Origin of the sequence: Synechococcus lacustris str. Tous (assembly GCF_003011125.1) — a bacterium.
Classification (GTDB): Bacteria; Cyanobacteriota; Cyanobacteriia; order PCC-6307; family Cyanobiaceae; genus Synechococcus_D; species Synechococcus_D lacustris.
The window spans coordinates 56,558-76,642 of record NZ_PXVC01000001.1; the positions used below are offsets into that span (position 1 = coordinate 56,558).

At 56.4% G+C, this 20,085-nt stretch carries 34 protein-coding genes and 1 tRNA gene; 5 read left to right on the forward strand and 30 right to left on the reverse strand.

What is annotated here, in order from left to right:
- The first annotated feature begins 5 nt into the window (after positions 1–5).
- The gene (locus C7K08_RS00275; RefSeq protein ID WP_106498653.1) at positions 6–503 is read left to right on the forward strand and encodes an HNH endonuclease; all 498 of its coding nucleotides are present in this window, start codon (positions 6–8) and stop codon (positions 501–503) included.
- Position 504: 1 nt separating this feature from the next.
- Here C7K08_RS00275 and prfA read toward each other — a convergent pair whose 3' ends face one another.
- The 30 genes from prfA to rplC form a co-directional block, all read right to left on the reverse strand.
- Positions 505–1,599: a peptide chain release factor 1 gene (gene prfA / locus C7K08_RS00280; RefSeq protein WP_106498654.1), complete on the reverse strand. Its 1,095-nt coding sequence runs from the start codon at positions 1,597–1,599 to the stop codon at positions 505–507.
- A gap of 23 nt (positions 1,600–1,622) precedes the next feature.
- Complete coding sequence (rpmE, locus tag C7K08_RS00285) at positions 1,623–1,856, reverse strand: 50S ribosomal protein L31 (protein WP_106498655.1); 234 nt, start codon at positions 1,854–1,856, stop codon at positions 1,623–1,625.
- An 8-nt stretch (positions 1,857–1,864) separates the two neighbouring features.
- On the reverse strand, positions 1,865–2,272 hold the full coding sequence (rpsI, locus tag C7K08_RS00290) for a 30S ribosomal protein S9 (protein WP_106498656.1): 408 nt from the start codon (positions 2,270–2,272) through the stop codon (positions 1,865–1,867).
- Positions 2,269–2,721: a 50S ribosomal protein L13 gene (gene rplM / locus C7K08_RS00295; RefSeq protein ID WP_106498657.1), complete on the reverse strand. Its 453-nt coding sequence runs from the start codon at positions 2,719–2,721 to the stop codon at positions 2,269–2,271. The genes rpsI and rplM overlap by 4 nt, the downstream gene beginning before the upstream one ends.
- 18 nt (positions 2,722–2,739) lie before the next feature.
- A complete protein-coding gene (gene truA / locus C7K08_RS00300; protein WP_106498658.1) occupies positions 2,740–3,636 on the reverse strand; it encodes a tRNA pseudouridine(38-40) synthase TruA in 897 nt (298 codons plus the stop codon).
- Entirely contained in the window at positions 3,633–3,983 is a 351-nt protein-coding gene (rplQ, locus tag C7K08_RS00305; RefSeq protein WP_106498659.1) for a 50S ribosomal protein L17, read from the reverse strand. The genes truA and rplQ overlap by 4 nt, the downstream gene beginning before the upstream one ends.
- A 24-nt stretch (positions 3,984–4,007) precedes the next feature.
- On the reverse strand, positions 4,008–4,946 hold the full coding sequence (locus C7K08_RS00310) for a DNA-directed RNA polymerase subunit alpha (RefSeq protein WP_106498660.1): 939 nt from the start codon (positions 4,944–4,946) through the stop codon (positions 4,008–4,010).
- Positions 4,947–4,995: 49 nt separating this feature from the next.
- A complete protein-coding gene (gene rpsK / locus C7K08_RS00315) occupies positions 4,996–5,388 on the reverse strand; it encodes a 30S ribosomal protein S11 (RefSeq protein ID WP_106498661.1) in 393 nt (130 codons plus the stop codon).
- 120 nt (positions 5,389–5,508) lie between these two features.
- Positions 5,509–5,874, reverse strand: a complete 366-nt coding sequence (gene rpsM / locus C7K08_RS00320) for a 30S ribosomal protein S13 (protein ID WP_106498662.1) — start codon at positions 5,872–5,874, stop codon at positions 5,509–5,511.
- Positions 5,875–5,940: 66 nt separating this feature from the next.
- Entirely contained in the window at positions 5,941–6,054 is a 114-nt protein-coding gene (gene rpmJ / locus C7K08_RS00325; protein ID WP_048018126.1) for a 50S ribosomal protein L36, read from the reverse strand.
- Between the two features lie 34 nt (positions 6,055–6,088).
- Positions 6,089–6,643, reverse strand: a complete 555-nt coding sequence (locus tag C7K08_RS00330) for an adenylate kinase (RefSeq protein ID WP_106498663.1) — start codon at positions 6,641–6,643, stop codon at positions 6,089–6,091.
- A complete protein-coding gene (secY, locus tag C7K08_RS00335; protein WP_106498664.1) occupies positions 6,640–7,959 on the reverse strand; it encodes a preprotein translocase subunit SecY in 1,320 nt (439 codons plus the stop codon). The genes C7K08_RS00330 and secY overlap by 4 nt, the downstream gene beginning before the upstream one ends.
- Before the next feature lie 31 nt (positions 7,960–7,990).
- Positions 7,991–8,443 (reverse strand): 50S ribosomal protein L15, encoded by a 453-nt coding sequence (gene rplO, locus C7K08_RS00340; RefSeq protein WP_106498665.1) that lies wholly within the window; start codon positions 8,441–8,443, stop codon positions 7,991–7,993.
- Between the two features lie 10 nt (positions 8,444–8,453).
- On the reverse strand, positions 8,454–9,101 hold the full coding sequence (rpsE, locus tag C7K08_RS00345) for a 30S ribosomal protein S5 (protein ID WP_106498666.1): 648 nt from the start codon (positions 9,099–9,101) through the stop codon (positions 8,454–8,456).
- A gap of 12 nt (positions 9,102–9,113) precedes the next feature.
- On the reverse strand, positions 9,114–9,479 hold the full coding sequence (gene rplR / locus C7K08_RS00350) for a 50S ribosomal protein L18 (protein WP_106498667.1): 366 nt from the start codon (positions 9,477–9,479) through the stop codon (positions 9,114–9,116).
- 30 nt (positions 9,480–9,509) lie between these two features.
- On the reverse strand, positions 9,510–10,049 hold the full coding sequence (rplF, locus tag C7K08_RS00355; protein ID WP_106498668.1) for a 50S ribosomal protein L6: 540 nt from the start codon (positions 10,047–10,049) through the stop codon (positions 9,510–9,512).
- 14 nt (positions 10,050–10,063) lie between these two features.
- Entirely contained in the window at positions 10,064–10,465 is a 402-nt protein-coding gene (gene rpsH / locus C7K08_RS00360; protein WP_106498669.1) for a 30S ribosomal protein S8, read from the reverse strand.
- A 23-nt stretch (positions 10,466–10,488) separates the two neighbouring features.
- Complete coding sequence (gene rplE / locus C7K08_RS00365; RefSeq protein WP_106498670.1) at positions 10,489–11,028, reverse strand: 50S ribosomal protein L5; 540 nt, start codon at positions 11,026–11,028, stop codon at positions 10,489–10,491.
- Positions 11,029–11,105: 77 nt separating this feature from the next.
- Entirely contained in the window at positions 11,106–11,417 is a 312-nt protein-coding gene (rplX, locus tag C7K08_RS00370; RefSeq protein ID WP_193464796.1) for a 50S ribosomal protein L24, read from the reverse strand.
- Between the two features lie 31 nt (positions 11,418–11,448).
- Positions 11,449–11,814, reverse strand: a complete 366-nt coding sequence (gene rplN, locus C7K08_RS00375) for a 50S ribosomal protein L14 (RefSeq protein ID WP_106498672.1) — start codon at positions 11,812–11,814, stop codon at positions 11,449–11,451.
- A gap of 10 nt (positions 11,815–11,824) precedes the next feature.
- Positions 11,825–12,079 (reverse strand): 30S ribosomal protein S17, encoded by a 255-nt coding sequence (rpsQ, locus tag C7K08_RS00380; protein ID WP_106498736.1) that lies wholly within the window; start codon positions 12,077–12,079, stop codon positions 11,825–11,827.
- Positions 12,080–12,092: 13 nt separating this feature from the next.
- Positions 12,093–12,305: a 50S ribosomal protein L29 gene (rpmC, locus tag C7K08_RS00385; RefSeq protein ID WP_106498673.1), complete on the reverse strand. Its 213-nt coding sequence runs from the start codon at positions 12,303–12,305 to the stop codon at positions 12,093–12,095.
- Between the two features lie 3 nt (positions 12,306–12,308).
- On the reverse strand, positions 12,309–12,773 hold the full coding sequence (gene rplP, locus C7K08_RS00390; protein ID WP_106498674.1) for a 50S ribosomal protein L16: 465 nt from the start codon (positions 12,771–12,773) through the stop codon (positions 12,309–12,311).
- A 14-nt stretch (positions 12,774–12,787) separates the two neighbouring features.
- On the reverse strand, positions 12,788–13,516 hold the full coding sequence (gene rpsC / locus C7K08_RS00395) for a 30S ribosomal protein S3 (protein WP_106498675.1): 729 nt from the start codon (positions 13,514–13,516) through the stop codon (positions 12,788–12,790).
- A 6-nt stretch (positions 13,517–13,522) separates the two neighbouring features.
- Positions 13,523–13,885 carry a 50S ribosomal protein L22 gene (gene rplV, locus C7K08_RS00400; protein ID WP_106498676.1) on the reverse strand — a complete coding sequence of 121 codons (363 nt, stop codon included), beginning with the start codon at positions 13,883–13,885 and terminating at the stop codon, positions 13,523–13,525.
- Position 13,886: 1 nt separating this feature from the next.
- A complete protein-coding gene (gene rpsS, locus C7K08_RS00405) occupies positions 13,887–14,162 on the reverse strand; it encodes a 30S ribosomal protein S19 (RefSeq protein WP_106498677.1) in 276 nt (91 codons plus the stop codon).
- 35 nt (positions 14,163–14,197) lie between these two features.
- Positions 14,198–15,061: a 50S ribosomal protein L2 gene (gene rplB / locus C7K08_RS00410; RefSeq protein ID WP_106498678.1), complete on the reverse strand. Its 864-nt coding sequence runs from the start codon at positions 15,059–15,061 to the stop codon at positions 14,198–14,200.
- Positions 15,062–15,073: 12 nt separating this feature from the next.
- Entirely contained in the window at positions 15,074–15,376 is a 303-nt protein-coding gene (locus C7K08_RS00415; RefSeq protein ID WP_106498679.1) for a 50S ribosomal protein L23, read from the reverse strand.
- Positions 15,369–16,004, reverse strand: coding sequence for a 50S ribosomal protein L4 (rplD, locus tag C7K08_RS00420; protein ID WP_106498680.1), 636 nt, complete (start codon positions 16,002–16,004; stop codon positions 15,369–15,371). Before rplD ends, C7K08_RS00415 begins: the two co-directional genes overlap by 8 nt.
- Positions 16,005–16,015: 11 nt before the next feature.
- Positions 16,016–16,663 carry a 50S ribosomal protein L3 gene (rplC, locus tag C7K08_RS00425; RefSeq protein ID WP_106498681.1) on the reverse strand — a complete coding sequence of 216 codons (648 nt, stop codon included), beginning with the start codon at positions 16,661–16,663 and terminating at the stop codon, positions 16,016–16,018.
- Between the two features lie 343 nt (positions 16,664–17,006).
- On the opposite strand from rplC, the gene ndhN reads away from it, so the two are divergent.
- The 4 genes from ndhN to C7K08_RS00445 all read left to right on the forward strand — a co-directional run bounded on the left by ndhN (position 17,007) and on the right by C7K08_RS00445 (position 20,070).
- Positions 17,007–17,468, forward strand: coding sequence for an NAD(P)H-quinone oxidoreductase subunit N (gene ndhN / locus C7K08_RS00430; protein ID WP_106498682.1), 462 nt, complete (start codon positions 17,007–17,009; stop codon positions 17,466–17,468).
- On the forward strand, positions 17,416–18,486 hold the full coding sequence (locus C7K08_RS00435) for a Light dependent period protein LdpA domain-containing protein (protein ID WP_241536930.1): 1,071 nt from the start codon (positions 17,416–17,418) through the stop codon (positions 18,484–18,486). Before ndhN ends, C7K08_RS00435 begins: the two co-directional genes overlap by 53 nt.
- Positions 18,487–18,556: 70 nt before the next feature.
- The gene (locus C7K08_RS00440) at positions 18,557–19,906 is read left to right on the forward strand and encodes an AAA family ATPase (protein ID WP_106498737.1); all 1,350 of its coding nucleotides are present in this window, start codon (positions 18,557–18,559) and stop codon (positions 19,904–19,906) included.
- A gap of 92 nt (positions 19,907–19,998) precedes the next feature.
- Positions 19,999–20,070: transfer RNA gene (locus C7K08_RS00445), tRNA-Gln, on the forward strand.
- Positions 20,071–20,085: the final 15 nt, after the last annotated feature.

A 20,085-nucleotide genomic window follows, 5' to 3' on the forward strand; every position in this document is an offset into this window, starting at 1 on the left:
ATTGCGTGGGCCACGTTCTCGTTCTCAATGCGTCCTACGAGCCGCTCAATATCACCAGTTGGCGCAGGGCRGTGGTGATGGTGCTTAAGGGAAAGGCGGAGGGGCTCGAACATGAACAGCGAACCCTGCGCCAAGACTTTTTATCGCCCACCGTTATTCGATTAAGGCAATTTGTGCGGGTTCCCTTTAAGGAATTACCACTAACACGCCGCAATGTTTTCCAACGCGATCACCACACCTGYCAATATTGTGGATATAAAGGTGAGCAATTATCAATTGATCATGTAATTCCCCGCAGCCGYGGCGGCCAAGACACTTGGGAAAATGTGATAACTGCTTGCATCCGTTGCAATGTAAGAAAAGGMAGCCGCACCCCGAAGGAAGCCGACATGCCTATGGGTTCAGTGCCGCGCCGGCCAGTGAGCACTCTCTATTTCGAAGCAACCCGTCAAATACGCAATGGCCGTAGRGAAGAATGGCGTAAATATGTGATCGGTGCTTGAGTTAATTGTGATTGTGGGCAAGCTCTTCTAACTGTTTTTGTTGATCGGCATGAATGCAGGCACCAATAACTTCAGCTAGTTGACCYTGAAGCACTGTTTCCAATGGAAAATTACGCCCCAGGCGATGGTCGGTAGTGCGGTTGTCTTTGTAGTTGTAGGTGCGGATTTTTTCACTGCGATCGCCACTACCAACTTGTGCCCTGCGGGCTGAGCTTTCAGCATTTGCAGCTGCTTCCATCTCCAAAGCTAATAATTTAGCCCTTAATATTTCTAAAGCCCGCTCTCTATTTTGCATTTGCGAACGCTCTTGGGTGCAAAATACTCTGATGCCGCTTGGTTTATGAAATAGGTCGATGGCAGTTTCTACTTTGTTTACATTTTGRCCGCCAGCACCACCGGAGCGGGCGGTGCTTATTTCTAAATCTTTAGGGTCTAGTTGAACATCAACAGGATCTGCCTCTGGCATTACCGCAACGGTGGCGGTTGATGTGTGCACCCTGCCTTGGGATTCAGTTGCTGGCACCCGTTGCACCCTATGAACACCGGCTTCATATTTCAGCTGGCTAAATACTCCATCGCCRCGAATTGCCAAAATAAGCTCTTTAAAGCCACCAAGTTCTGCTTCTGAAGTGCTCACAGGTTGCACCTGCCAGCCTTCAGTTTGAGCAAAGCGTTCATACATCCTGGCTAGATCACCTGCCCATAGGGCAGCTTCATCACCGCCGGCACCAGCCCTAATTTCAAGCATCACACTGCGTTCATCGCGGGGATCGCTTGGTAATAGTGCTAGGCGTAGTTTTTCTTCAAGTAATAAACGATCTGTTTCTAAATTTTGAATTTCTTCTTGGGCCAGTAATTCCATTTCGGCATCACCCCTTGATTCCCGCAGCATTTCCTTTGCCTGCAGGCTTTGCTTGGTGATGTTTTGCAGCTGATGGTAATCAAGCACCAGGGGTTCCAGCTTGGAACGCTCCCTTGCAAGCTTTAGTAGTTGCTGCGGATCAGCCGCCACGCTGGGATCAGCCAGTTGGCGTTCAAGGGCTTCAAAGGTGCGACAGGTGGCTTCGAGCCGATCGGTCACGAAGGAGCTGTCCAAAACAGGCGGAACTCAGGATGTGATCAGGTTTCTTTTGGCGCATCATTAACGCCGCCCATGCCGTATTTGCGCATGAAGCGATCAACGCGGCCCTCGGTRTCAAGGATTTTTTGGGTACCGGTGTAGAAGGGGTGGTTGCCACTCCACACATCCACATGTAGTTCAGGAGAAGTGGAGCCTGTGGTCATAACCACCTCTCCRTTGCAGATCACCTTGGCATCTGGATACCAGGTTGGATGAATATCGGCCTTTGGCATGGCTGTGTTTAGCGTTTGGAGAATTGAGGTGCTTTACGGGCTTTCTTCAGGCCGTATTTACGACGTTCCTTAGCGCGAGGATCACGGCTGAGGTGACCTTCACTTTTAAGTGGTTTGCGGTTGTCGGGAGACAGATCGCACAAGGCCCTGGCCGCCCCCTGCTTAATGGCATCGGCTTGGCCGGTTAAACCGCCGCCACGAACATTCACCAGAATGTCGTATTCCTTAGCCAGGCCGAGGGTTTCCAACGGTGCCCGAACGGAACTGATGTAGGTGGGGTTGTAGTTGAGGTAGTTATCGCCGGGGCGGCCATTGATGGTGATGGTGCCACTACCAGGAACTACCCGCACACGGGCAACTGCGGTTTTGCGGCGACCTGTGCCCCAATACACAACTGGCTTATTGCTTAATGTCATTTGAGGGTTGCGGCGGGATTGAGCTCAAGGGGTTTTGGTAACTGGGCAGCGTGGGGATGCTCAGTGCCCTTATAAACCTTCAGTTTGCGAAACAACTGACGGCCTARGGCGTTGTGGGGGAGCATTCCTTTAATRGCTGTTTCCACAATCCTTTCAGGAATGCGCCCTTGGAGGGCAGAGAAGGTTTCCACCTTCATGCCACCGGGCCTGCCGGAATGGCGGCGATATACCTTTTGGCTGGATTTATTGCCTGTAACCTTCACCTTCTCGGCGTTGATCACAATCACGAAATCACCAGCATCCAGGTGAGGCGTGAAGGTGGGCTTGTTTTTGCCGCGCAATACCTGGGCTACCTCACTGGCGAGGCGGCCGAGGCACTTATTTTCCGCGTCAACCACATACCAGTGGCGTTCGAGGGATGCAATGGAGGGGACTACTGTTTTGTTCATCGCGCCGGCAGGCCGGAATCACGGGGTTTGCCCTGCTATGCAGGATCTGGTGGATAAGGAGCTTGAGTTGAGCCTGGCAACAGGCGGCGGTTCGGAAGTCTCCAGCCGATACCGCGGTAGACAATCRTACCACGCAGCTAAGGGAAATATTGGCTGCGGGTAACCAACCCTAAGAAGGCAAAGCCCTTGGGGGGGAGCGGCTTCCTTCACTTCCTGGCGTTGGCATTCCTGCCAGCGCTTGCGAAAGCAGGCTTCGCTGAGGCGACCCTCACCAACCGCCACCAATTGACCCATCAGTAACCGAACCATTCCATATAAAAAGCCTGTGGCTTGGATTTCGATGCTGAGAATGTCACCCTCCCGTTGTARATCCACCTCYTCTACGGTGGTGCGGCTATGGCTCCTGGAGCTGCCGGCTTTTTGAAAGGCTGCAAAGTCGTGGGTGCCAACAAGTTCGTTTAAGGCCCTGGCCATCGGTTCYGCTTCCAGTTGCCATTGGTAGCGATGCCAACTGAAGGGGGMCAGAAACAGGTTGGGGCGCCTGCTATTTAAAATGGTGTAGCGGTAGCGCCGGTAGCTGGCTGAGAAACAGGCATGCCAAGGGGTGTCYACCACCACTGCAGCACTCACACGAATGCTGGCGGGTAGGCGACCATTTAAGGCAGCGGCCCAGCGATCGGCAGGTATGGGGCCATGGCAATCGAAATGAACCACCTGGCCAGCGGCATGAACACCGGCATCGGTGCGGCCAGCGGCAAAGCTGCGGCCGGTGGGCTCCAATTCCCCTGGCAGAGGATCAAGGTTATTGATTGCTTGCTCAAGGCTGGCTTGCACGGTGGGTTTGCCATCCTGCCTTTGCCAGCCACAAAAATGGCTGCCGTCGTATTGCACACAAAGGGCAATGCGTTGGCTCAAACCAATTCGATAATGGCCATCACAGCGTTGTCACCACGGCGGGGCACGGTGCGGATTATGCGGGTGTAGCCGCCCTTACGGTCGCCATAACGGTCGGCTGCCTTATCAAATAGGGCATGCACCAAYTGCTTGTCGTAGATGTAGCCCATGGCCCTACGGCGAGAGGCAAGGCTGCCATCTTTAGCAAGGGTGATCATGCGTTCGGCTTCATCCCGCAGGGCCTTGGCGCGAGCTTTGGTTGTGGTAACGCGACCCTCCCTGATCAATTGGGTGGTGAGGCCCCTAAGCAGGGCTTTGCGTTGGTCGGCGGGGCGTCCCAGCATGGGGACGCGACATTGGTGGCGCATGGTGAGARGAAATTATGGGTGGATTTAGGCAGGGGTGCGGCTTTGGGGGAGGGAGATGCCAATGCGCTCCAGGGCTTCAATAACTTCGTCTGCCGATTTGGAGCCGAAGTTTTTGATCTCTAGGAGATCTTCATAGCTAAAGCCCATTAAATCTGAAACAGAGTTCACCTGGGCTCGCTTGAGGCAGTTGTAGGCCCGCACTGAAAGATTGAGTTCCTCGAGCGGAATTTGACTTTCAGCTGTTGGTTCAGGTTCCACGCCTGGTTCTTCCACCATGGARAGGGTGGCCAGCGGTTGGAACAGGGTGATCAGCTGGTTTGCTGCTTGGGCCATGGCGTCGTCTGGGGTGATCGAGCCATTGGTTTGAATCTCAAGCCGCAGCCTTTCCCGGGCGGAACCGCCTTCACCCACAGCGGTTTCATCCACTGTGTAGTTSACCCGGCGAACGGGCATGAACACCGCATCGATCTGGAGAAGATCAAGGGAGGCGGTGTCTTCGCAGCCGCGCTCCACGGGGCGGTAGCCCACGCCACGCTCCACGTGGATTTCCAGCTCGAGGCTATGGCCTTCGGCGATGGTGGCGATTGGCCTTTGGTTATCTACTACCGAAACCTGGGAAGAGAACTGCAGATCAGCAGCAGTTACAAGGGCGGGGCCGTTCATCACCAAGCGGCCGATTTCGGTATCGCGGCTACGGCTGTTRAGGATTAGCTCCTTGCAGTTCAAAAGGATGTCGAGAACATCTTCGCGAACGCCAGGAACCGTGGCGTATTCGTGGTTAACACCACTGATGCGCACTGCAGTAACGGCGGTGCCCTCTAAACCACTCATCAATTCCCTGCGCAGGGAATTGCCAAGGGTGGTGGCTTGGCCCCGATCGAGGGGGCCGATTACGAACACTCCGGTTTGGGAGCGGTCTTCGCCGATCTGGTAGTCGACGCGGTCAATTTGGAACTGCAACACGGCCGGAAGATCTAAAGGGCGAAGGGCGGTTAAAGCAAAACTGAAGCGATCAAACGCGSCGGCGCTTGGCTCGGCGACAGCCGTTATGGGGTAAGGGGGTTACGTCGCGAATCAAGGTGATTTCGAGCCCAGCCACCTGAAGGGCCCGGATGGCCGTTTCCCTACCTGAGCCAGGGCCACGAACCAATACTTCGATTTGACGCATGCCCTGCTCGAGGGCACGGCGACCAGCGGCTTCAGCGGCGGTTTGGGCAGCAAAGGGAGTGCCTTTGCGGGCCCCTTTAAAGCCGCTAGCCCCTGCAGACGACCAGGAAATCACTTCCCCGGCCGTGTCTGTGATCGACACGATCGTGTTATTGAASGTGCTTTGAATGTGGGCAACGCCATTAGGGACRTTGCGTTTGGCCTTTTTAGGGCCTGTTTTTTTGGCTGGCTTTGCCATGGTGGTGGGCCTGCTGGTGCAGGAAGGTGATCAAAGAACAGTGGAAGTTCTGGTGACGCAAGGAAAAACCTTTYCCAAGCGGCAGAACTGGTGAAAACAGCAGCAAACAAACAGGAAGAATTACTTCTTCTTGCCGGCCACGGTTTTGCGGGCACCACGGCGGGTGCGGGCATTGGTGCGGGTGCGTTGACCGCGAACAGGCAGACCCATGCGGTGACGACGACCACGCAGGCAACCGATGTCTTGGAGGCGCTTCATCGCCATGCCCTCTTGGCGGCGAAGGTCACCCTCAAGGGTGAAGGTTTCGGCTGCCACCCTCAGTTTCTGGACATCGCTATCGCTCAGATCCTTAACCCGGGTATCCGGATTAACGCCACTCAAGGCAAGGATCTTTTGGGCCCTAGTAAGACCCACGCCATAGATGTAAGTGAGGGAGATCTCCACCCGCTTGTCGCGGGGGATATCTACGCCGATAATCCGAGCCACTGGGGAAATGTTGTAGAGAGTGATGAATTTGAGGCGGGCCCTAGGCCTTAGACCTAGGGGAGGGGGTTAACCCTGGCGCTGCTTGTGCTTTGGGTTGGTGCAGATCACCATGACCCGACCGTGGCGACGAATCACCCGGCATTTGTCGCACATGCGCTTCACTGAGGCGCGCACCTTCATTGGTGTGCTCTCCTATTCACAAACAAAGATCYTATCACGCGGCCTTGAGGGCTTCTTCTACTGCCCTGCCAACTGTTTCAATGCTACCGGTGCTCGGCACGGCATGCAATTGGCCGCGGGCTTGGTAGTAATCAATTAGTGGGGCGGTTTGCTCGCGATAAACCTGCAATCGATGCCGAATCACYGTTTCGTTGTCGTCGGCCCTGCCACGGGCTAATAAACGCTCCACTAATTCATCATCGTTTAATTCCATCAACAACACCTTGTGGAGCGGTTGATTTAATTCAGTTAGCAGTTGATCTAATGCTTCCGCTTGGGGCAGATTGCGKGGGAATCCATCAAGTAACCATCCCCCCTCGTGGTTGCTGAGCCGGCTGCGCACTATTGCAAGCACTAAGGCATCGCTCACCAACTCACCCCGATTCATGACCGCTTCAGCCTCAAGGCCCAAGGGGCTTGCAGCTTTAACTTCCGCCCGCAGCAGATCACCGGTGGATAGATGGAGCAGTTGGTGGTTTGAGGCGAGCAGTTGGGCCTGGGTTCCTTTGCCCGCTCCGGGGGGACCAAGAAAAAGCAAGCGAAAACTCATTGGCGCACCATCCCTTCGTAACGCTGGGAAATCACATAGGTTTGCACCTGYTTAGCCGTGTCGATAGCAACACCCACAAGGATTAACAGGGATGTGGCCCCAAGCCCCTGGAARGTTTTTACATTTGTGGCCCCCTCAACGGCKGCGGGAATAATTGCTACGGCMCCGAGGAATAGGCCACCAAGCAGGGTGAGCCTGTTTTGAACCCCACTAAGAAACTTGGCAGTGGCAGTGCCAGGCCGCACACCAGGCACCGCTACACCACCTTTTTTTAGGTTCGTAGCGATGTCTTGGGGATTAAGGGTGAGGGTGGCGTAGAAGAAGGAAAAGCCGCAAATCAGGCCAAAAAACACCAATGCATATACCCATGGGGTACTGCTGTTTGGATTTAGGTAGCCAGCAACCTTGATAAGCAATTCACTTTTTGTGAGATTTGCCACGGTTAGGGGTAGAAATATCACGGCAGAGGCAAAGATGATTGGCATCACTCCACCGGCATTTAATTTCAGGGGTAGGTAGCTTTGCCTTTCCGGCAACATTGCACCGCTACCAACCTGGCGTTTCGCACTAACTATGGGTATGCGTCTGCTGCCCTCTTGAACAGAAACAATCCCTAAAATCGTAATTATGAAAATAACTACCAGTACAAGAATGCCAGCGATCGTGCCTCGATCTCCGCTTTGAGCCAGCTCAACGGTTGAACCGAGGGCCTTGGGCAAAGTGGCAACGATGTTTAGAAAGATCACCAGGGAGGCGCCTTGGCCAATGCCCCGTTCGGTAATTACCTCTGAGATCCACATCACCACCATTGAACCCGTAACCAGGGCAAGGGCTGTTTGCACCACAAATACGGTTGGTGAAACCGATTCCACGGCATAGGGCCGCAGTATCAAAGCAAAAACCACGCTTTGCAAAATGCCCCAGCCAAGGGCTACGTAWCGGGTGATTTGGGCRATTTTGCGCCGGCCAGCCTCACCTTCATTYTTTTGGAGATCTTCAAGGCTGGGTAGGGATGCAGTAAGCAACTGCAGGATGATCGAGGCGTTGATGAAAGGCAGAATGCCTAGGGCAAAAATCCCTAAAGATGAAATACCACCACCGGTAAAGATGTCGAGGAAACCAATCAGCTGGCCACCCTGCTGGATGAATTGCTGAAAGGCCACACGATCAATCCCTGGCATTGGGATATAGATGCCAAGCCTCACTAACACCAAAAGACCAAGGGTTGTGAGAACACGATCCCTCAAACTTTTGGCTTGAATCAACTGGGTGATTACTTCCCCAGCGCTTGGGGTGCGACCCCTACTAACAACCATGGATCGGTGGACGCAGGAGGTGAATAATCAATTAGTCGATCAGTTCGCAACTACCGCCAGCGGCTTCGATCTTTTCCCGGGCGGTGGCGGTGAAAGCGGCAGCCCGAACGGTGAGTTTTACCTTTAGTTCACCGTTGCCAAGCACCTTAAGGGGATGCTTAGGACTGGTGAGGATCCCGGCTTCCTCTAAAGACTCGCGAGTAACAACCGTACCGGCTTTTAACTGGGCCAACTTGCCCACATTGAGCACTGTGAAAAAGGTGGGGTTAACCAGGGTGAAATGCTTGAGCTTTGGCACCCGGCGATAAAGGGGCATTTGCCCMCCTTCAAATCCKGGCCTGGTGGGGCGACCGGATCTGGATTTTTGACCGCGCATGCCAAAACCACAGCTGGCGCCTTGGCCGGCGGCGATGCCGCGACCTTTGCGCAATTTGCGGCGGCGGGAGCCTTTTTGTGGCTGGAGGGTTTGAAGAGTTAGGGACATGGCTATGGGGTTAGGAGTAGATCTGCTCTAGGGGAATACCGCGCTCTTTGGCGGTGTCTTGRTGGGTGCGCAACCCGCGAAGGGCCACCATGGTTGCCCGGGCATTGTTGAGCGGCGTTTTGCTGCCTAGGCGCTTAGCAAGAACGTTCTTAACCCCAGCCAATTCCAACACTGTGCGGATTGATCCGCCTGCAATTACTCCGGTACCAGGGGCTGCGGGACGCATCAACACGCTGGCTGCACCATCACAACCAGTTCCCATGGTGGGTATGGAGTTGTGACGGGTGAGGGGCACCTTAACCAGATGCTTTTTGCCATCGGCAACGCCTTTCTTAACGGCACCAATCACATCACCGGCTTTGCCAACGCCAACGCCCACTTGGCCCTTTTCGTTGCCAACTACAACGATGGCCCGGAAGCTCATTTTTTTACCGCCTTTAACGGTTTTAGAAACGCGGCGGATTTGAACAACCCGTTCCTGCCACTCGGAATCGCGTTCTTGATCTCTGCGGTTGCCGCGCCTCTCCCCGCGGCCGCGGCGCTCACCGCCACCACCTTGGCGGCCGCCACGGCGATCGCCCTGCCCATCGGCAGCGGCGGGAACATCAGCGGCGCCGGGAATGTCCTGGGCCTGGATCTGGTCGTTGGATTCAGTCATGTTTTCGCAGGATCAGAACTTAAGGCCCGCTTCCCGGGCAGCTTCGGCAAGGGCTTTCACCCGACCGTGGTACAGGTTGCCGCCGCGGTCGAAGACCACCTGTTGGATGCCTTTGGCAAGGGCACGCTTGGCAACCAGCTGGCCAACGGCGATGGAAGCATCACAGTTGGAGCCACTGGGTAAACCAGTGCGCAGGTCTTTATCGAGGCTGGAAGCAGCCGCCAAGGTGTGCTGGGCGGCGTCATCTATCACTTGAGCATATATGTGCTCGTTGGATCGATAAACAGCAAGCCGTGGACGATCCGGTGTGCCCTCGAGATGGCGACGGAGCCGCCGGTGGCGGCGTTGGGTTTGCTGTTTGCGGGAAGTGGAAGACATGGCAGGAATTGGAAGTACAGGAGAGCGGCTTTATTTCTTGCCGGTCTTTCCGGCCTTACGAAGGATGCGTTCGCCTTCGTATTTGATCCCTTTGCCTTTGTAGGGCTCCGGTGGTCGGATGGCGCGAACCTTGGCGGCTTCATTGCCCACAATCTCCTTATCTGCCCCGGAAACCATCACCTGAGTGTTGTTTTCCACCGCAAAAGTTACCCCGGTGGGAGGTTCAATTTCCACCTGGTGGCTATAGCCAGCGTTAACAACAAGGGTTGTGCCTTTTACAGCAGCGCGATAGCCAACCCCRATAATTTCTAATTTGCGGGTGAATCCTTTCGATACACCTTCAACCATATTTGCCACSAGAGTGCGGCAAAGRCCGTGACGCTCCCTCGAACGGCGKGTGCCATCTAGGGCGGCCACGGTGAGAATGTTTTCCGCTTGGGTGACAACTACACCCTCAGGTAACACWCGGTTCAATTCACCTTTGGGACCCTTCACCTTTACGGCGAGGCCATTGATCTCCACAGACACCTTGTCGGGGAGGGGGATCGGATTTTTTCCTATGCGTGACATGGTTTGTTCTCCGATCAGTACACGTAGCAGAGCACTTCACCGCCCACGCCTTCTTTACGGGCGGTGCGGTCGCTCATTACCCCTTTCGAGGTTGAGATAATTGCAACCCCCAGGCCCCCCAATACTTTGGGAAGCTCGCGGCGATTGCTATAGATGCGCAAACCTGGCTTGCTCACCCGCTGCACTGAGCGGATTGAGGGCTGGCGTTGCTTGCCGCTGTATTTGAGGGAGAGCACAAGCTCCTTGCTCACCCCTTCGCCCTCCTCGGCGATTTCGGAGATGAAGCCCTCCTGCTGCAGCACCTTGGCGATGCTGCGGCACATCCGAGAGGAAGGAATGCGGGTGGTTGGGTGACGTTTCTCACAGGCATTACGAATGCGAGTGAGCATRTCTGAAATTGGGTCGTGGTTGGCCATAGCGGTTTCCGGAACGAGGGCGATCAGTTGCTGCGGAACGGCATCCCCATCTCGCGGAGAAGGGCGCGGCCTTCTTCGTCGTTACGGGCGCTGGTCACGATGGTTATGTCCATGCCCCGGATGGCGTCGATTTTGTCGAAGGAGATTTCAGGAAAGATGATCTGTTCCCGAACTCCAAGGGTGTAGTTACCCCTGCCATCAAAACTCTTTTCACTTACGCCGCGAAAATCGCGGATCCGTGGCAAGGCCAGATTGATCAAGCGCTCTAAAAACGCATACATCCTGTCGCCCCTGAGGGTTACAGCGATGCCAATCGGCATGCCAGCGCGAATTTTGAAAGTGGCGATCGCTTTCTTGGCGCGGGTAACCATCGGCTTTTGGCCGGTGATAGTGGCGATTTCAGTTAGGGATGCTTCAAGGGCCTTGGCATTTGTTGCCGCTTCACCTAATCCACGGTTCACAGTGATTTTCACCACTTTGGGAACCTGGTGGATATTGGAAAAGTTGAGATCCTTGAGCAGCTTTGGCTGGATCGCTTCCCGGTAGCGAGTTTTGAGAGACATGGCGGGGTTTTGGTGATGACTCTGGACTGGGTCAGAGCCAGAAGGGGGGCTTTAACTGGTGGGCGGAGGCTGGGGCCTCAATCAAGAAATTCCCCAGTTTTCTTGAGCCTGCGCTTTTTGTTGCCGTCTTTATCGACAACGAGTTCCACGCGGCTGGCCACCTGTTTAGAGGTGGAATAAACCATCACGTTGGAAGCATGCAGGGATGTTTCTTCGGTGAGAATTCGGCCGGATTCACCYTCTTGGGTGGGTTTCACATGTTTGGTTCTTAGGTTTACCCCTTGAACAAGAACACGGTTCTCCCAGGGGAAAGTGCGAATTACTTCGCCGGTTTTACCCTTGTCTTTGCCGGTGATCACCTGAACGGTGTCGCCCTTGCGGATCTTCATCTTGATCCGGGTGGGGGTGGAGGCGGCCATTTCAGATCACCTCCGGAGCAAGGGAAACAATTTTGGTGAAATTGCGTTCCCTTAATTCCCTAGCCACGGGGCCAAAAACCCTCGTGCCCTTTGGGTTGTTGTCGGCATTGATAATCACTGCGGCGTTGTCGTCGAAGCGAATCGAATTGCCGGTATCCCGGCGCAGGGTGTGCTTTGTGCGCACCACTACTGCCTTAACCACATCAGACTTTTTCACGCCCATGTTGGGCATGGCGTCTTTAACGGCGGCAACAATCACATCACCAACGTGGGCATAACGCCGATTGGTTCCCAATACACGGATGCATTGGATCCTTTTGGCGCCGCTGTTGTCGGCAACGTTTAGATAGGTTTCTTGCTGAATCATGGGTTTTAGCTCAGCGGGCCCCTAGGAGGGTGGTCATGATCTCGGCCACCGTCCAGCGCTTGGTGCGACTGAGGGGGCGAGTTTCGGTGATGCGGACTTTGTCGCCGATTTGGCAACGGTTCTCCTCATCGTGAGCCTTGTATCTGGTGGTGCGGCTAACCGTCTTTTTGTAGATGGGATGGGGAAAACGGTTTTCCACCGCCACCACCACCGTTTTGTCCATCTTGTCGCTAACGACGGTGCCGACCCTTTCTTTGAGTGCCATGGTTTTTAGGGGGTCAGAGGGCGGCAATGGAGCTGGAGCGCTCCTTTTGCACCGTTAGTAGCTGGGCCAGCTTGAGGCGGGCATGGCGGAAACGGTGGGGGTTTTCCAGACGGCTGGTGGCCTGCTGGAAACGCAGATCAAACARTTCCCTTCGGGTGCCGCTGATCTGTTCTGAAATTTCGCCGTCGCTGAGGCTGCGCAGGTTGGCGATTTCGGGTAGGGCCATGGTTTAAGACTCCACTGCGATGGGTTCAGCGGCGGCCTCCGTGGTGGCCTCCTCTTCCGCTTTGACGATGAATTTGGTTTTCACCGGCAATTTGTATTGGGCGAGACGCATGGCTTGTTTAGCCAAGGCTTCGTTGATTTCAGGGCCACCCATCTCAAAGAGAATTCGACCTGGCTTAACAACTGCAACCCAGAATTCTGGGTTGCCCTTGCCGGAGCCCATCCGGGTTTCCGCAGCCCGCATGGTGACGGGTTTGTCTGGGAAGATCCGAATCCAGATTTTTCCTCCCCGCTTGGTTWAGCGGCTCATGGCACGGCGGCTGGCTTCGATCTGCCGAGCGGTAACCCAACCGCATTCCTGGGCTTGGAGGGCAAACGAACCAAAGGCAATGGTGTTGCCTCTGGTGGCGATGCCGCGCATGCGACCTCGCTGTTGTTTGCGGAATTTGACGCGACGTGGACTAAGCATGGTTTAGGACTCCCTCACTCCTCGTTAGAGCGATCTTCGAAATCTTGGGGYCGCCGACTGGTGCGGCGACGGGGAGCGGCTCCCACAGGGGGCTGCTCCTTTTGCCCTGGCAGAACTTCACCTTTGAAAATCCAAACCTTGATGCCCAACACCCCATAGGTGGTGCTGGCCACTTTGGTGGCGTAATCAATGTCTGCCCGCAGGGTGTGAAGGGGAACACGGCCCTCGCGGGTCCATTCCGTTCTGGCGATTTCGGCACCATTTAGGCGCCCACTCACCTGAATTTTCAAACCAAGCACTCCTGCCCGCTGGGCCCGTTGRACGGCCATGCGWATTACGCGGCGAAAGGCCACACGTTTTTCYAACTGTTGGGCGATGTATTCAGCCAACAGGAATGAATCCGCGTCTACCCGTTCCACCTCAACCACGTTGATGCGCACCTGACGGGTGGTATCTCCGATGGTTTTTTGGATTCCGGCACGAAGCTCTTCGATGCCGCTGCCTTGCCTACCCACCAACACACCAGGGCGGGCGGTTTTTAGTTCCACCTCAAGCTGGTCTGCCTTGCGGGCGATGAGCACACTGCTGATGCCAGCAGCTGCGTACTTCTTGTTAACGAACAGACGAATCTGCTCGTCTTCCTTGAGCAAGGTGGGGTAGGTGCGGGCGGGTGCGTACCAGCGGGAGCGATGTTCCTGGGTGATCCCCAGGCGCAGGCCGGTCGGGTTGATTTTGTGTCCCATCGGTCTTTAGGCGTCTTGGGGAGTCACACCAATGGAGATGTGACAGGTGGGTTTCTTAATCGCGTAGGCCCGCCCTTGGGCGCGGGGCCGAAAGCGCTTCATGGAAGGTCCCATGTCGGCGCTGGCCATCGAAATGACCAGGCTGCCGGGGTCGATGCCGAGGTTGTGCTCGGCATTGGCCACCGCAGACCGCAGCACCTTGGTTATGGGTCCGGTGGAGCGGTAGGGCATGAACTCGAGCATGATCAGGGCGTCGCGGTAGCTCCGACCCCGAATTTGATCGAGCACACGGCGGACCTTGGACACGGAACCCCGCACGTAGCGGGCGTGGGCAAGGGCTTGGTTTGGGGTGAGGATTGTTTTGGCCATCTCAACGTGCTCCTTTCTTGTCCTTGATGTGGCCCCGGAAGGAGCGCGTGGGGGCGAATTCCCCCAGTTTGTGGCCAACCATTTGCTCGGTCACGTAGACCGGCACATGGGTTTTGCCGTTGTGAACGGCAATGGTGTGGCCGATCATCATCGGCAGGATTGTTGAAGCTCGTGACCAGGTTTTGATCACAGGCTTTTCTCCGGCAGTGTTGTTCTTCTCCACTTTGCGGAGAAGGCTGTCGGCAACAAATGGTCCTTTTTTTAGTGAACGTCCCATGGCGGTTTAAGCGATCAGCGGGCAGAGGTAAGTCATCAAGAATCCCGTCCGCCACGGCTCCGCTTGGAGATGCGGCGACGCTTGCGGAGAACGTATTGGTTGCTGGGCTTGTTGCGCTTCCGGGTTTTGTAGCCCAGGGCGGGTTTACCCCAAGGGGTAACAGGACCAGAGCGACCAATGGGGGCGCGTCCCTCACCACCACCGTGGGGGTGGTCGCAGGGATTCATCACACTGCCGCGAACCTCGGGCCGGCGACCCAGCCAACGTTTGCGACCTGCCTTGCCCAGGCTGGTGTTGCGGATTTCGGCGTTACCTACTTCGCCCAAAGTGGCGTAGCACTCGCGGCGCACAAGCCTTACCTCAGTGGAGGGCAATTTGAGGGCGACATAATCCCCCTCTTTTGCCATCACCTGAGCGCTGGCCCCGGCGGTGCGCACCATTTGGCCACCCCTGCCGGCATATAGCTCCACATTGTGGACGCTTGAACCAAGGGGGATGGCAGATAGGGGAAGGGCATTGCCCACCTCTATCGGTGAATCGGGACCGGAAACAACCTCCTGACCCACCACCACTCCAGCGGGGTGGAGGATGTAGCGCTTTTCACCATCCGTGTAATAGAGGAGGGCGAGGCGAGCATTGCGATGGGGGTCGTATTGGATGGCGGCCACCCGACCCACAACACCGTGCTTATTGCGGCGGAAATCAACGATTCGATAGAGGCGTTTGTGGCCACCGCCGCGGTGACGGCAAGTGATCACACCGCGGTTGTTGCGGCCCTTGCGGCGGTGTTTTGCCACCACCAGGCTGCGTTCCGGCTTGCGCCGGGTTATTTCACTGAAATCGCTAACCACCCGGGTGCGAGTGCCGGGGGTATAGGGGCGATAGCTACGGATTCCCATGGTTAGCGCTCCTTACGACTCAGGGAAAAGCTGGATGCTGCTGCCCTCGGCCAACCTCACCACGGCCTTTTTGACCTGGGCGCGGCGACCGGAGAAGCGACCCACCCGCCTGGTGCGGCGCGGTGGATTCATGGTGCTAACCCCAATTACCTTGACCGAGAAGAGATGTTCAACTGCGGCCTTGATGTCGGGCTTGGCGGCCCTGGGGTCTACTTCGAAGGTGTACTGATTTAGCTCGAGGGCGCGGGTGGCCTTCTCGGTAATCAGGGGCCGACGGATTACGTCCGCCAGGCGATCGCTAAAACGTTCAGCCATTGCCATACACCTCTTGGATCTTCACAAGGGCGTCTTCGCTCACCACAAGCTTTTGGGCATTGAGGAGATCAAAAACGTTTAGTTGATCAGCAGCGATAAGTTTCACCGTGGGCAGATTGCGCACGGACAACTTCACGCTGCTGGCCAGTTCGGCTACCACCAGCAACACCTTCGTGCCCTGGGGAACTCCCCAGCGCTCGAGGGCAGCCACCACATCTTTGGTGCGGGGTTTTGCCAGTTCGCTGCCGAAGGCTTTCACCACCACTAGGTCGGCGCTGCGGCTCATGAGCGCRGTGCGCAGCGCTARGCGCCGCTCCTTGCGGTTCATKGACAGCTCGTAGGAGCGGGGCTTAGGGCCGAAAATCACACCACCACCTGGCCTCAGGGGGGTGCGGATCGAACCCTGACGGGCTCGACCAGTGCCTTTTTGCTTGTAGGGCTTGCGGCCACCACCACGCACTTCGGCCCTGGTGAGGGAACTGGCGGTGCCTTGACGGGCATTGGCCAGCTGCCGCACCACTGCGCGATGAACGATGTTGGCGGCGGAGCTTTCTTTGGCAACGGCTAGATCCAGGGAAGCTTTTCCGGCTTCCTTGCCCTGCCAGTCGCGAATTACACAATTAACCATGGTTCCCTCCCTCACGATGCGGCCTTGGAGCCAACCCGCTTGGCGGGTTGGATGCTCAACAGGGCTCCCGGCTTACCCGGAACTGAGCCCTTCACCACCAAGAGGTTGCGTTCGGTATCAACCTTCAGCACAACCAAACCCTTAACGGTGGTTTTGGTGCCGCCGTAGCGACCAGCCATMCGCTTACCGGGGTAAACCCGGCCAGGGGTGGTGCCGGCGCCGATGGATCCAGGTTCCCGGTGGTTTTTTGAACCRTGGGTCATGGGTCCACGACTAAAGCCATGGCGTTTTTGCAATCCGGAAAAACCACGGCCCATGGTGTCGCCACTCACATCTACCTTCTGTCCAGGACTGAAGGCTTCAACTGTGAGATCGCCGCCAAGTTCAACCCCATCGATGGAATCGACGCGGTATTCCTTGAGGTGGCGCAGGGGCTCGCTACCGGATTTGCTCAGGTGACCCTGGGCAGGACGGTTTACGAGTTTTTCGCGGATGTCGCCAAAACCAATTTGAACAGCGGTGTAACCGTCGTTGGCTGGGGTTTTGACTTGGGTGATGCGGCAGGGACCCGCTTCGATCAAAGTGACCGGAATGGATTTGCCTTCGTTGTCGAAGAACTGGGACATGCCCAATTTCTTCCCAAGAATGCCGATAGACATGGGAGGTGAAACACGCCAGCTGTAATAGCCAGCCCCCAACGGAAAACCGTTGAAGCCGGCAGGGATCTGTCTGAATCTGAAAAAGTTTCAGGACAGGGGTGGCTGAGACTGATCACCGCGATTTCCCTTARGGGAGGAATTCCGGTGCAAGTTTCCCGGCAAATTCTGAAAACTCAGAACCTGCACTGGCCAAAAGGAGGCCATCAACTCTGATGGCTCCTAGCATTGAAATTGGAGGCCCGGCTAGCGCTCGGGCGCAACATCAAATGCGCAAGCAAATATCCTAACCCATGGGAGTTAGCCCCCATCCCTGCCACACTCTGTTCAATTGCTGGTGCCCCCCATGCCCCTGCTGCTCAGCGGCCGCACTTTCCGCCGAGATCTGGAGCGATCCAAAGCATTGGCCTTATATGCCCCATTGGAAGGTGGTGCTGAAACCAGATTGCTGAGGCGCATGCGGGCCTGCGGYTATCACACCGARCTGAGTTCCGTGCGGGGCTTGGGCGATCCAGAGGTGTTTTTGCTTGGTCTCCATGGCATCCGCCCTCCCCACCTGGGCCATCAAAGGGTTGGTAAAGAAGCTGCTGTGGGGGAGGTYCAAATGGTGATGCCCCAACTGGGCCCAGCCCTTTCAGGGCCCAACCCCGTGTTGATTTGGTTGCTGGAAGGCCARGTTTTATCGGCGGCGGAGCGCAGCAGCCTGCTGGCCCTTTGTGAAAGGGAGCCCCGCTTGCATTTTGTGCTCGAAATGGGTGGTTCCCGCAATTTGCGCTGGCAACCCCTGGCAGACCTTGGCATCAGCTGAGCCATGGCTTGATCCCAAAGAAGCCCTAGCCAATGGGTGCTGGGTTAAGTGGATTGGTGGTGCGAGCAACCACGACCTGCAGGGCCTTGAAGATCAGGCTGCTTTGGCCRCCATGGCAGGCGCCCATTGCCTTGATGTGGCTGCTGATTTCGGCGTGGTGGCTGCCGTTAAGCGCGGAATTGATTGGGCCCTCAACCAGGGAGTGCCCCGCCGGCCCTGGTTGATGCTCAGCCTCAACGACGGCGCTGATCCCCAYTTTCGTAAAGCCGTATTTGATCCCCAGCTATGCCCAAGCGATTGCCCAAAACCCTGCATCCCYGTTTGTCCGGCGAGGGCGATAGATGCCGCCTRCGGCGTTATTGCTGAACGTTGTTATGGCTGCGGCCGTTGTTTATCGATATGCCCCTTGGATTTGATCMAAGAGCAGGCGATAAAGCTTGATAGYGSCCAACTTTTGCAACTTTTGCAGGAGCTGAAACCCGATGCCATCGAAGTGCACACCGCCGTTGGCCGCGGCGAGGCCTTTGCCCAATTGCTGGCGGGATTAAAGGCCAGTGGCTTACCCCTCAAACTTTTGGCTGTGAGTTGCCATGCCGGTKTTGTTGGAGCTGGCCAGTTGCCATACGCGGCTTACCTCTGGCAGCTGCACGGCCACCTAAAACAATCCGGTTGGCCTTGGTTGTGGCAATTGGATGGGCGGCCGATGAGTGGTGATATTGGAGCGGGCACAGCCCATGGCGCCRTTGCTCTGCTGGAGCGGTGGCGCCGCTCTTTGCCACCGGGTTGSCTGCAGCTGGCTGGGGGCACCAATGCYGATAGCCGCAGGCGTTTGCAGCGGCTTGAGCTTCCCCTTACCCCCGCCCGTGGCGGGATTGCTGGCATCGCCTACGGGGGTAGTGCCCGCTCCCTATTGCAACCTTTTTTGCTGGAGGCAGAGCTGGGCGGGCAACGGCTTCTTAATTGCCCAAACCTCTGGCCCCAGGCSCAACGCTCCCTGGAGCAGCTCTGGGCCTGCTAAAACCAGTGGGGATCTGGCCCTAACTGGAATTGTGTTCGCAGCAGCTGGCCAAACGTCCATTGCGGTAACGATCAAGGAACATCGGGTTACCGATGATTTGGATCGCCTTCTGGCGGTGCTTCCCCCTTCGTTTCAACCCCATCTGGCAACGGCAGCCCAGCGGGAGGGCCTRCTGGAGGTGGTTCTTGATTTGGGTAGAACAGCTGAGGCCCGCTAYCTAAATGGTTGCGTTGATTTGGGATCAAAGCCAATCAGTGGMGAGGATCTTCAATTTGTTATCGATCAACTGGGGGCTTTTGGTGGTGACAACCGGGCTGGCATTGCAGGCACCTTGCATCGAATCAGTGCCTTGCGTAACCGCTCTGGTGTGGTGATCGGCCTCACCTGCCGGGTGGGGCGTTCAGTTTCAGGAACCGTGGCAATGGTGCGGGATCTGCTTGATTCAGCCCAATCACTGCTGCTTTTGGGGCCGCCAGGGGTTGGTAAAACCACGGCCCTAAGGGAAATTGCCAGGGTGTTGGCCGATGAATTTGCTAAGCGGGTTGTTGTTATTGATACCAGTAATGAAATCGCCGGCGACGGCGATGTGCCCCATCCGGCCATCGGTCGCGCCAGGCGCATGCAGGTGGCAAAACCCCAGTGGCAGCACCGGGTAATGATTGAAGCGGTGGAAAATCACATGCCCCAGGTGATCGTGATCGATGAGATCGGCACCGCCGAGGAGGCCCTTGCTGCCCGCAGCATYGCGGAACGGGGGGTGCAGCTGGTGGCCACCGCCCATGGCAACGCCTTAGAAAATTTGTTGCGCAATCCAACCCTTTCCGACCTGGTAGGCGGCATTCAAGCTGTAACGCTTGGGGATGATGAAGCCCGCCGCAGGGGAAGCCGCAAGGCGGTTTTAGAGCGCTCTGCTGCCCCCACTTTTCCCCTCGCGGTGGAGATGCATAGCCGCAGCCGCTGGCTGGTGCACGCAGATGTGGCCGCCACCGTAGATCGCTTGCTCCGGGGTGATGCAGCCCAGCCTGAAATTCGCAGCGTGGATAGCAAGGGTTGCTTGAGGGTGGAGCAGCCSYTGCCGCGCCTGCTGTTGCGGCCGGCCAAGCCGGTTTTAAAGCCAGTGTTGAAACCATTGCAGCCAACARCTGCACCCCTGCGGGTTTATTGCTGCGGCATTGCCCCGMGGCTGGTGTTGCAGGCGGCCCGCAGTCGCCATTGGCCTGTGCAATTGGCCGATGAACTTCCCCTTGCTGACGCGGTATTAGCCGGCAGGCAGCAATTGGGTTTGAACCCGGAGGTGCGGCGAGAGGCCCGCGATGGCGGGGTGCCAATCCATGTGATCAAGGCCAATAGTTTGACCCAGGTGCAACGGGCCCTAGAGCGCTTGTTGCGCCACCACGGTGCAAAGTTGACAGCTGAATAGCTGGGCTGTTTGGGCTAAGGGTTTGACGCTGGGTGGCCTTTTATGGCTATATAAGAGCTCGTCAGGCAGTTATGGGCCTGATTCCGCTCCAATGGGTCGTCGCCAAGCGGTAAGGCAGCGGTTTTTGGTACCGCCATTCCTAGGTTCGAATCCTAGCGACCCAGTTTTTRGTTACCTTT

What these genes read in the sequence shown, in the direction of transcription:
- rpsI (WP_106498656.1), bottom strand. Translation starts at nt 2,272, where the DNA reads ATGACATTAAGCAATAAGCCAGTTGTGTATTGGGGCACAGGTCGCCGC.
- rpmJ (WP_048018126.1), bottom strand. Translation starts at nt 6,054, where the DNA reads ATGAAGGTGCGCGCCTCAGTGAAGCGCATGTGCGACAAATGCCGGGTG.
- rplR (WP_106498667.1), bottom strand. Translation starts at nt 9,479, where the DNA reads ATGTCTTCCACTTCCCGCAAACAGCAAACCCAACGCCGCCACCGGCGG.
- rplE (WP_106498670.1), bottom strand. Translation starts at nt 11,028, where the DNA reads ATGTCTCTCAAAACTCGCTACCGGGAAGCGATCCAGCCAAAGCTGCTC.
- rplN (WP_106498672.1), bottom strand. Translation starts at nt 11,814, where the DNA reads ATGATTCAGCAAGAAACCTATCTAAACGTTGCCGACAACAGCGGCGCC.
- rpsQ (WP_106498736.1), bottom strand. Translation starts at nt 12,079, where the DNA reads ATGGCACTCAAAGAAAGGGTCGGCACCGTCGTTAGCGACAAGATGGAC.
- rplV (WP_106498676.1), bottom strand. Translation starts at nt 13,885, where the DNA reads ATGGCCAAAACAATCCTCACCCCAAACCAAGCCCTTGCCCACGCCCGC.
- rpsS (WP_106498677.1), bottom strand. Translation starts at nt 14,162, where the DNA reads ATGGGACGTTCACTAAAAAAAGGACCATTTGTTGCCGACAGCCTTCTC.
- rplB (WP_106498678.1), bottom strand. Translation starts at nt 15,061, where the DNA reads ATGGGAATCCGTAGCTATCGCCCCTATACCCCCGGCACTCGCACCCGG.
- C7K08_RS00415 (WP_106498679.1), bottom strand. Translation starts at nt 15,376, where the DNA reads ATGGCTGAACGTTTTAGCGATCGCCTGGCGGACGTAATCCGTCGGCCC.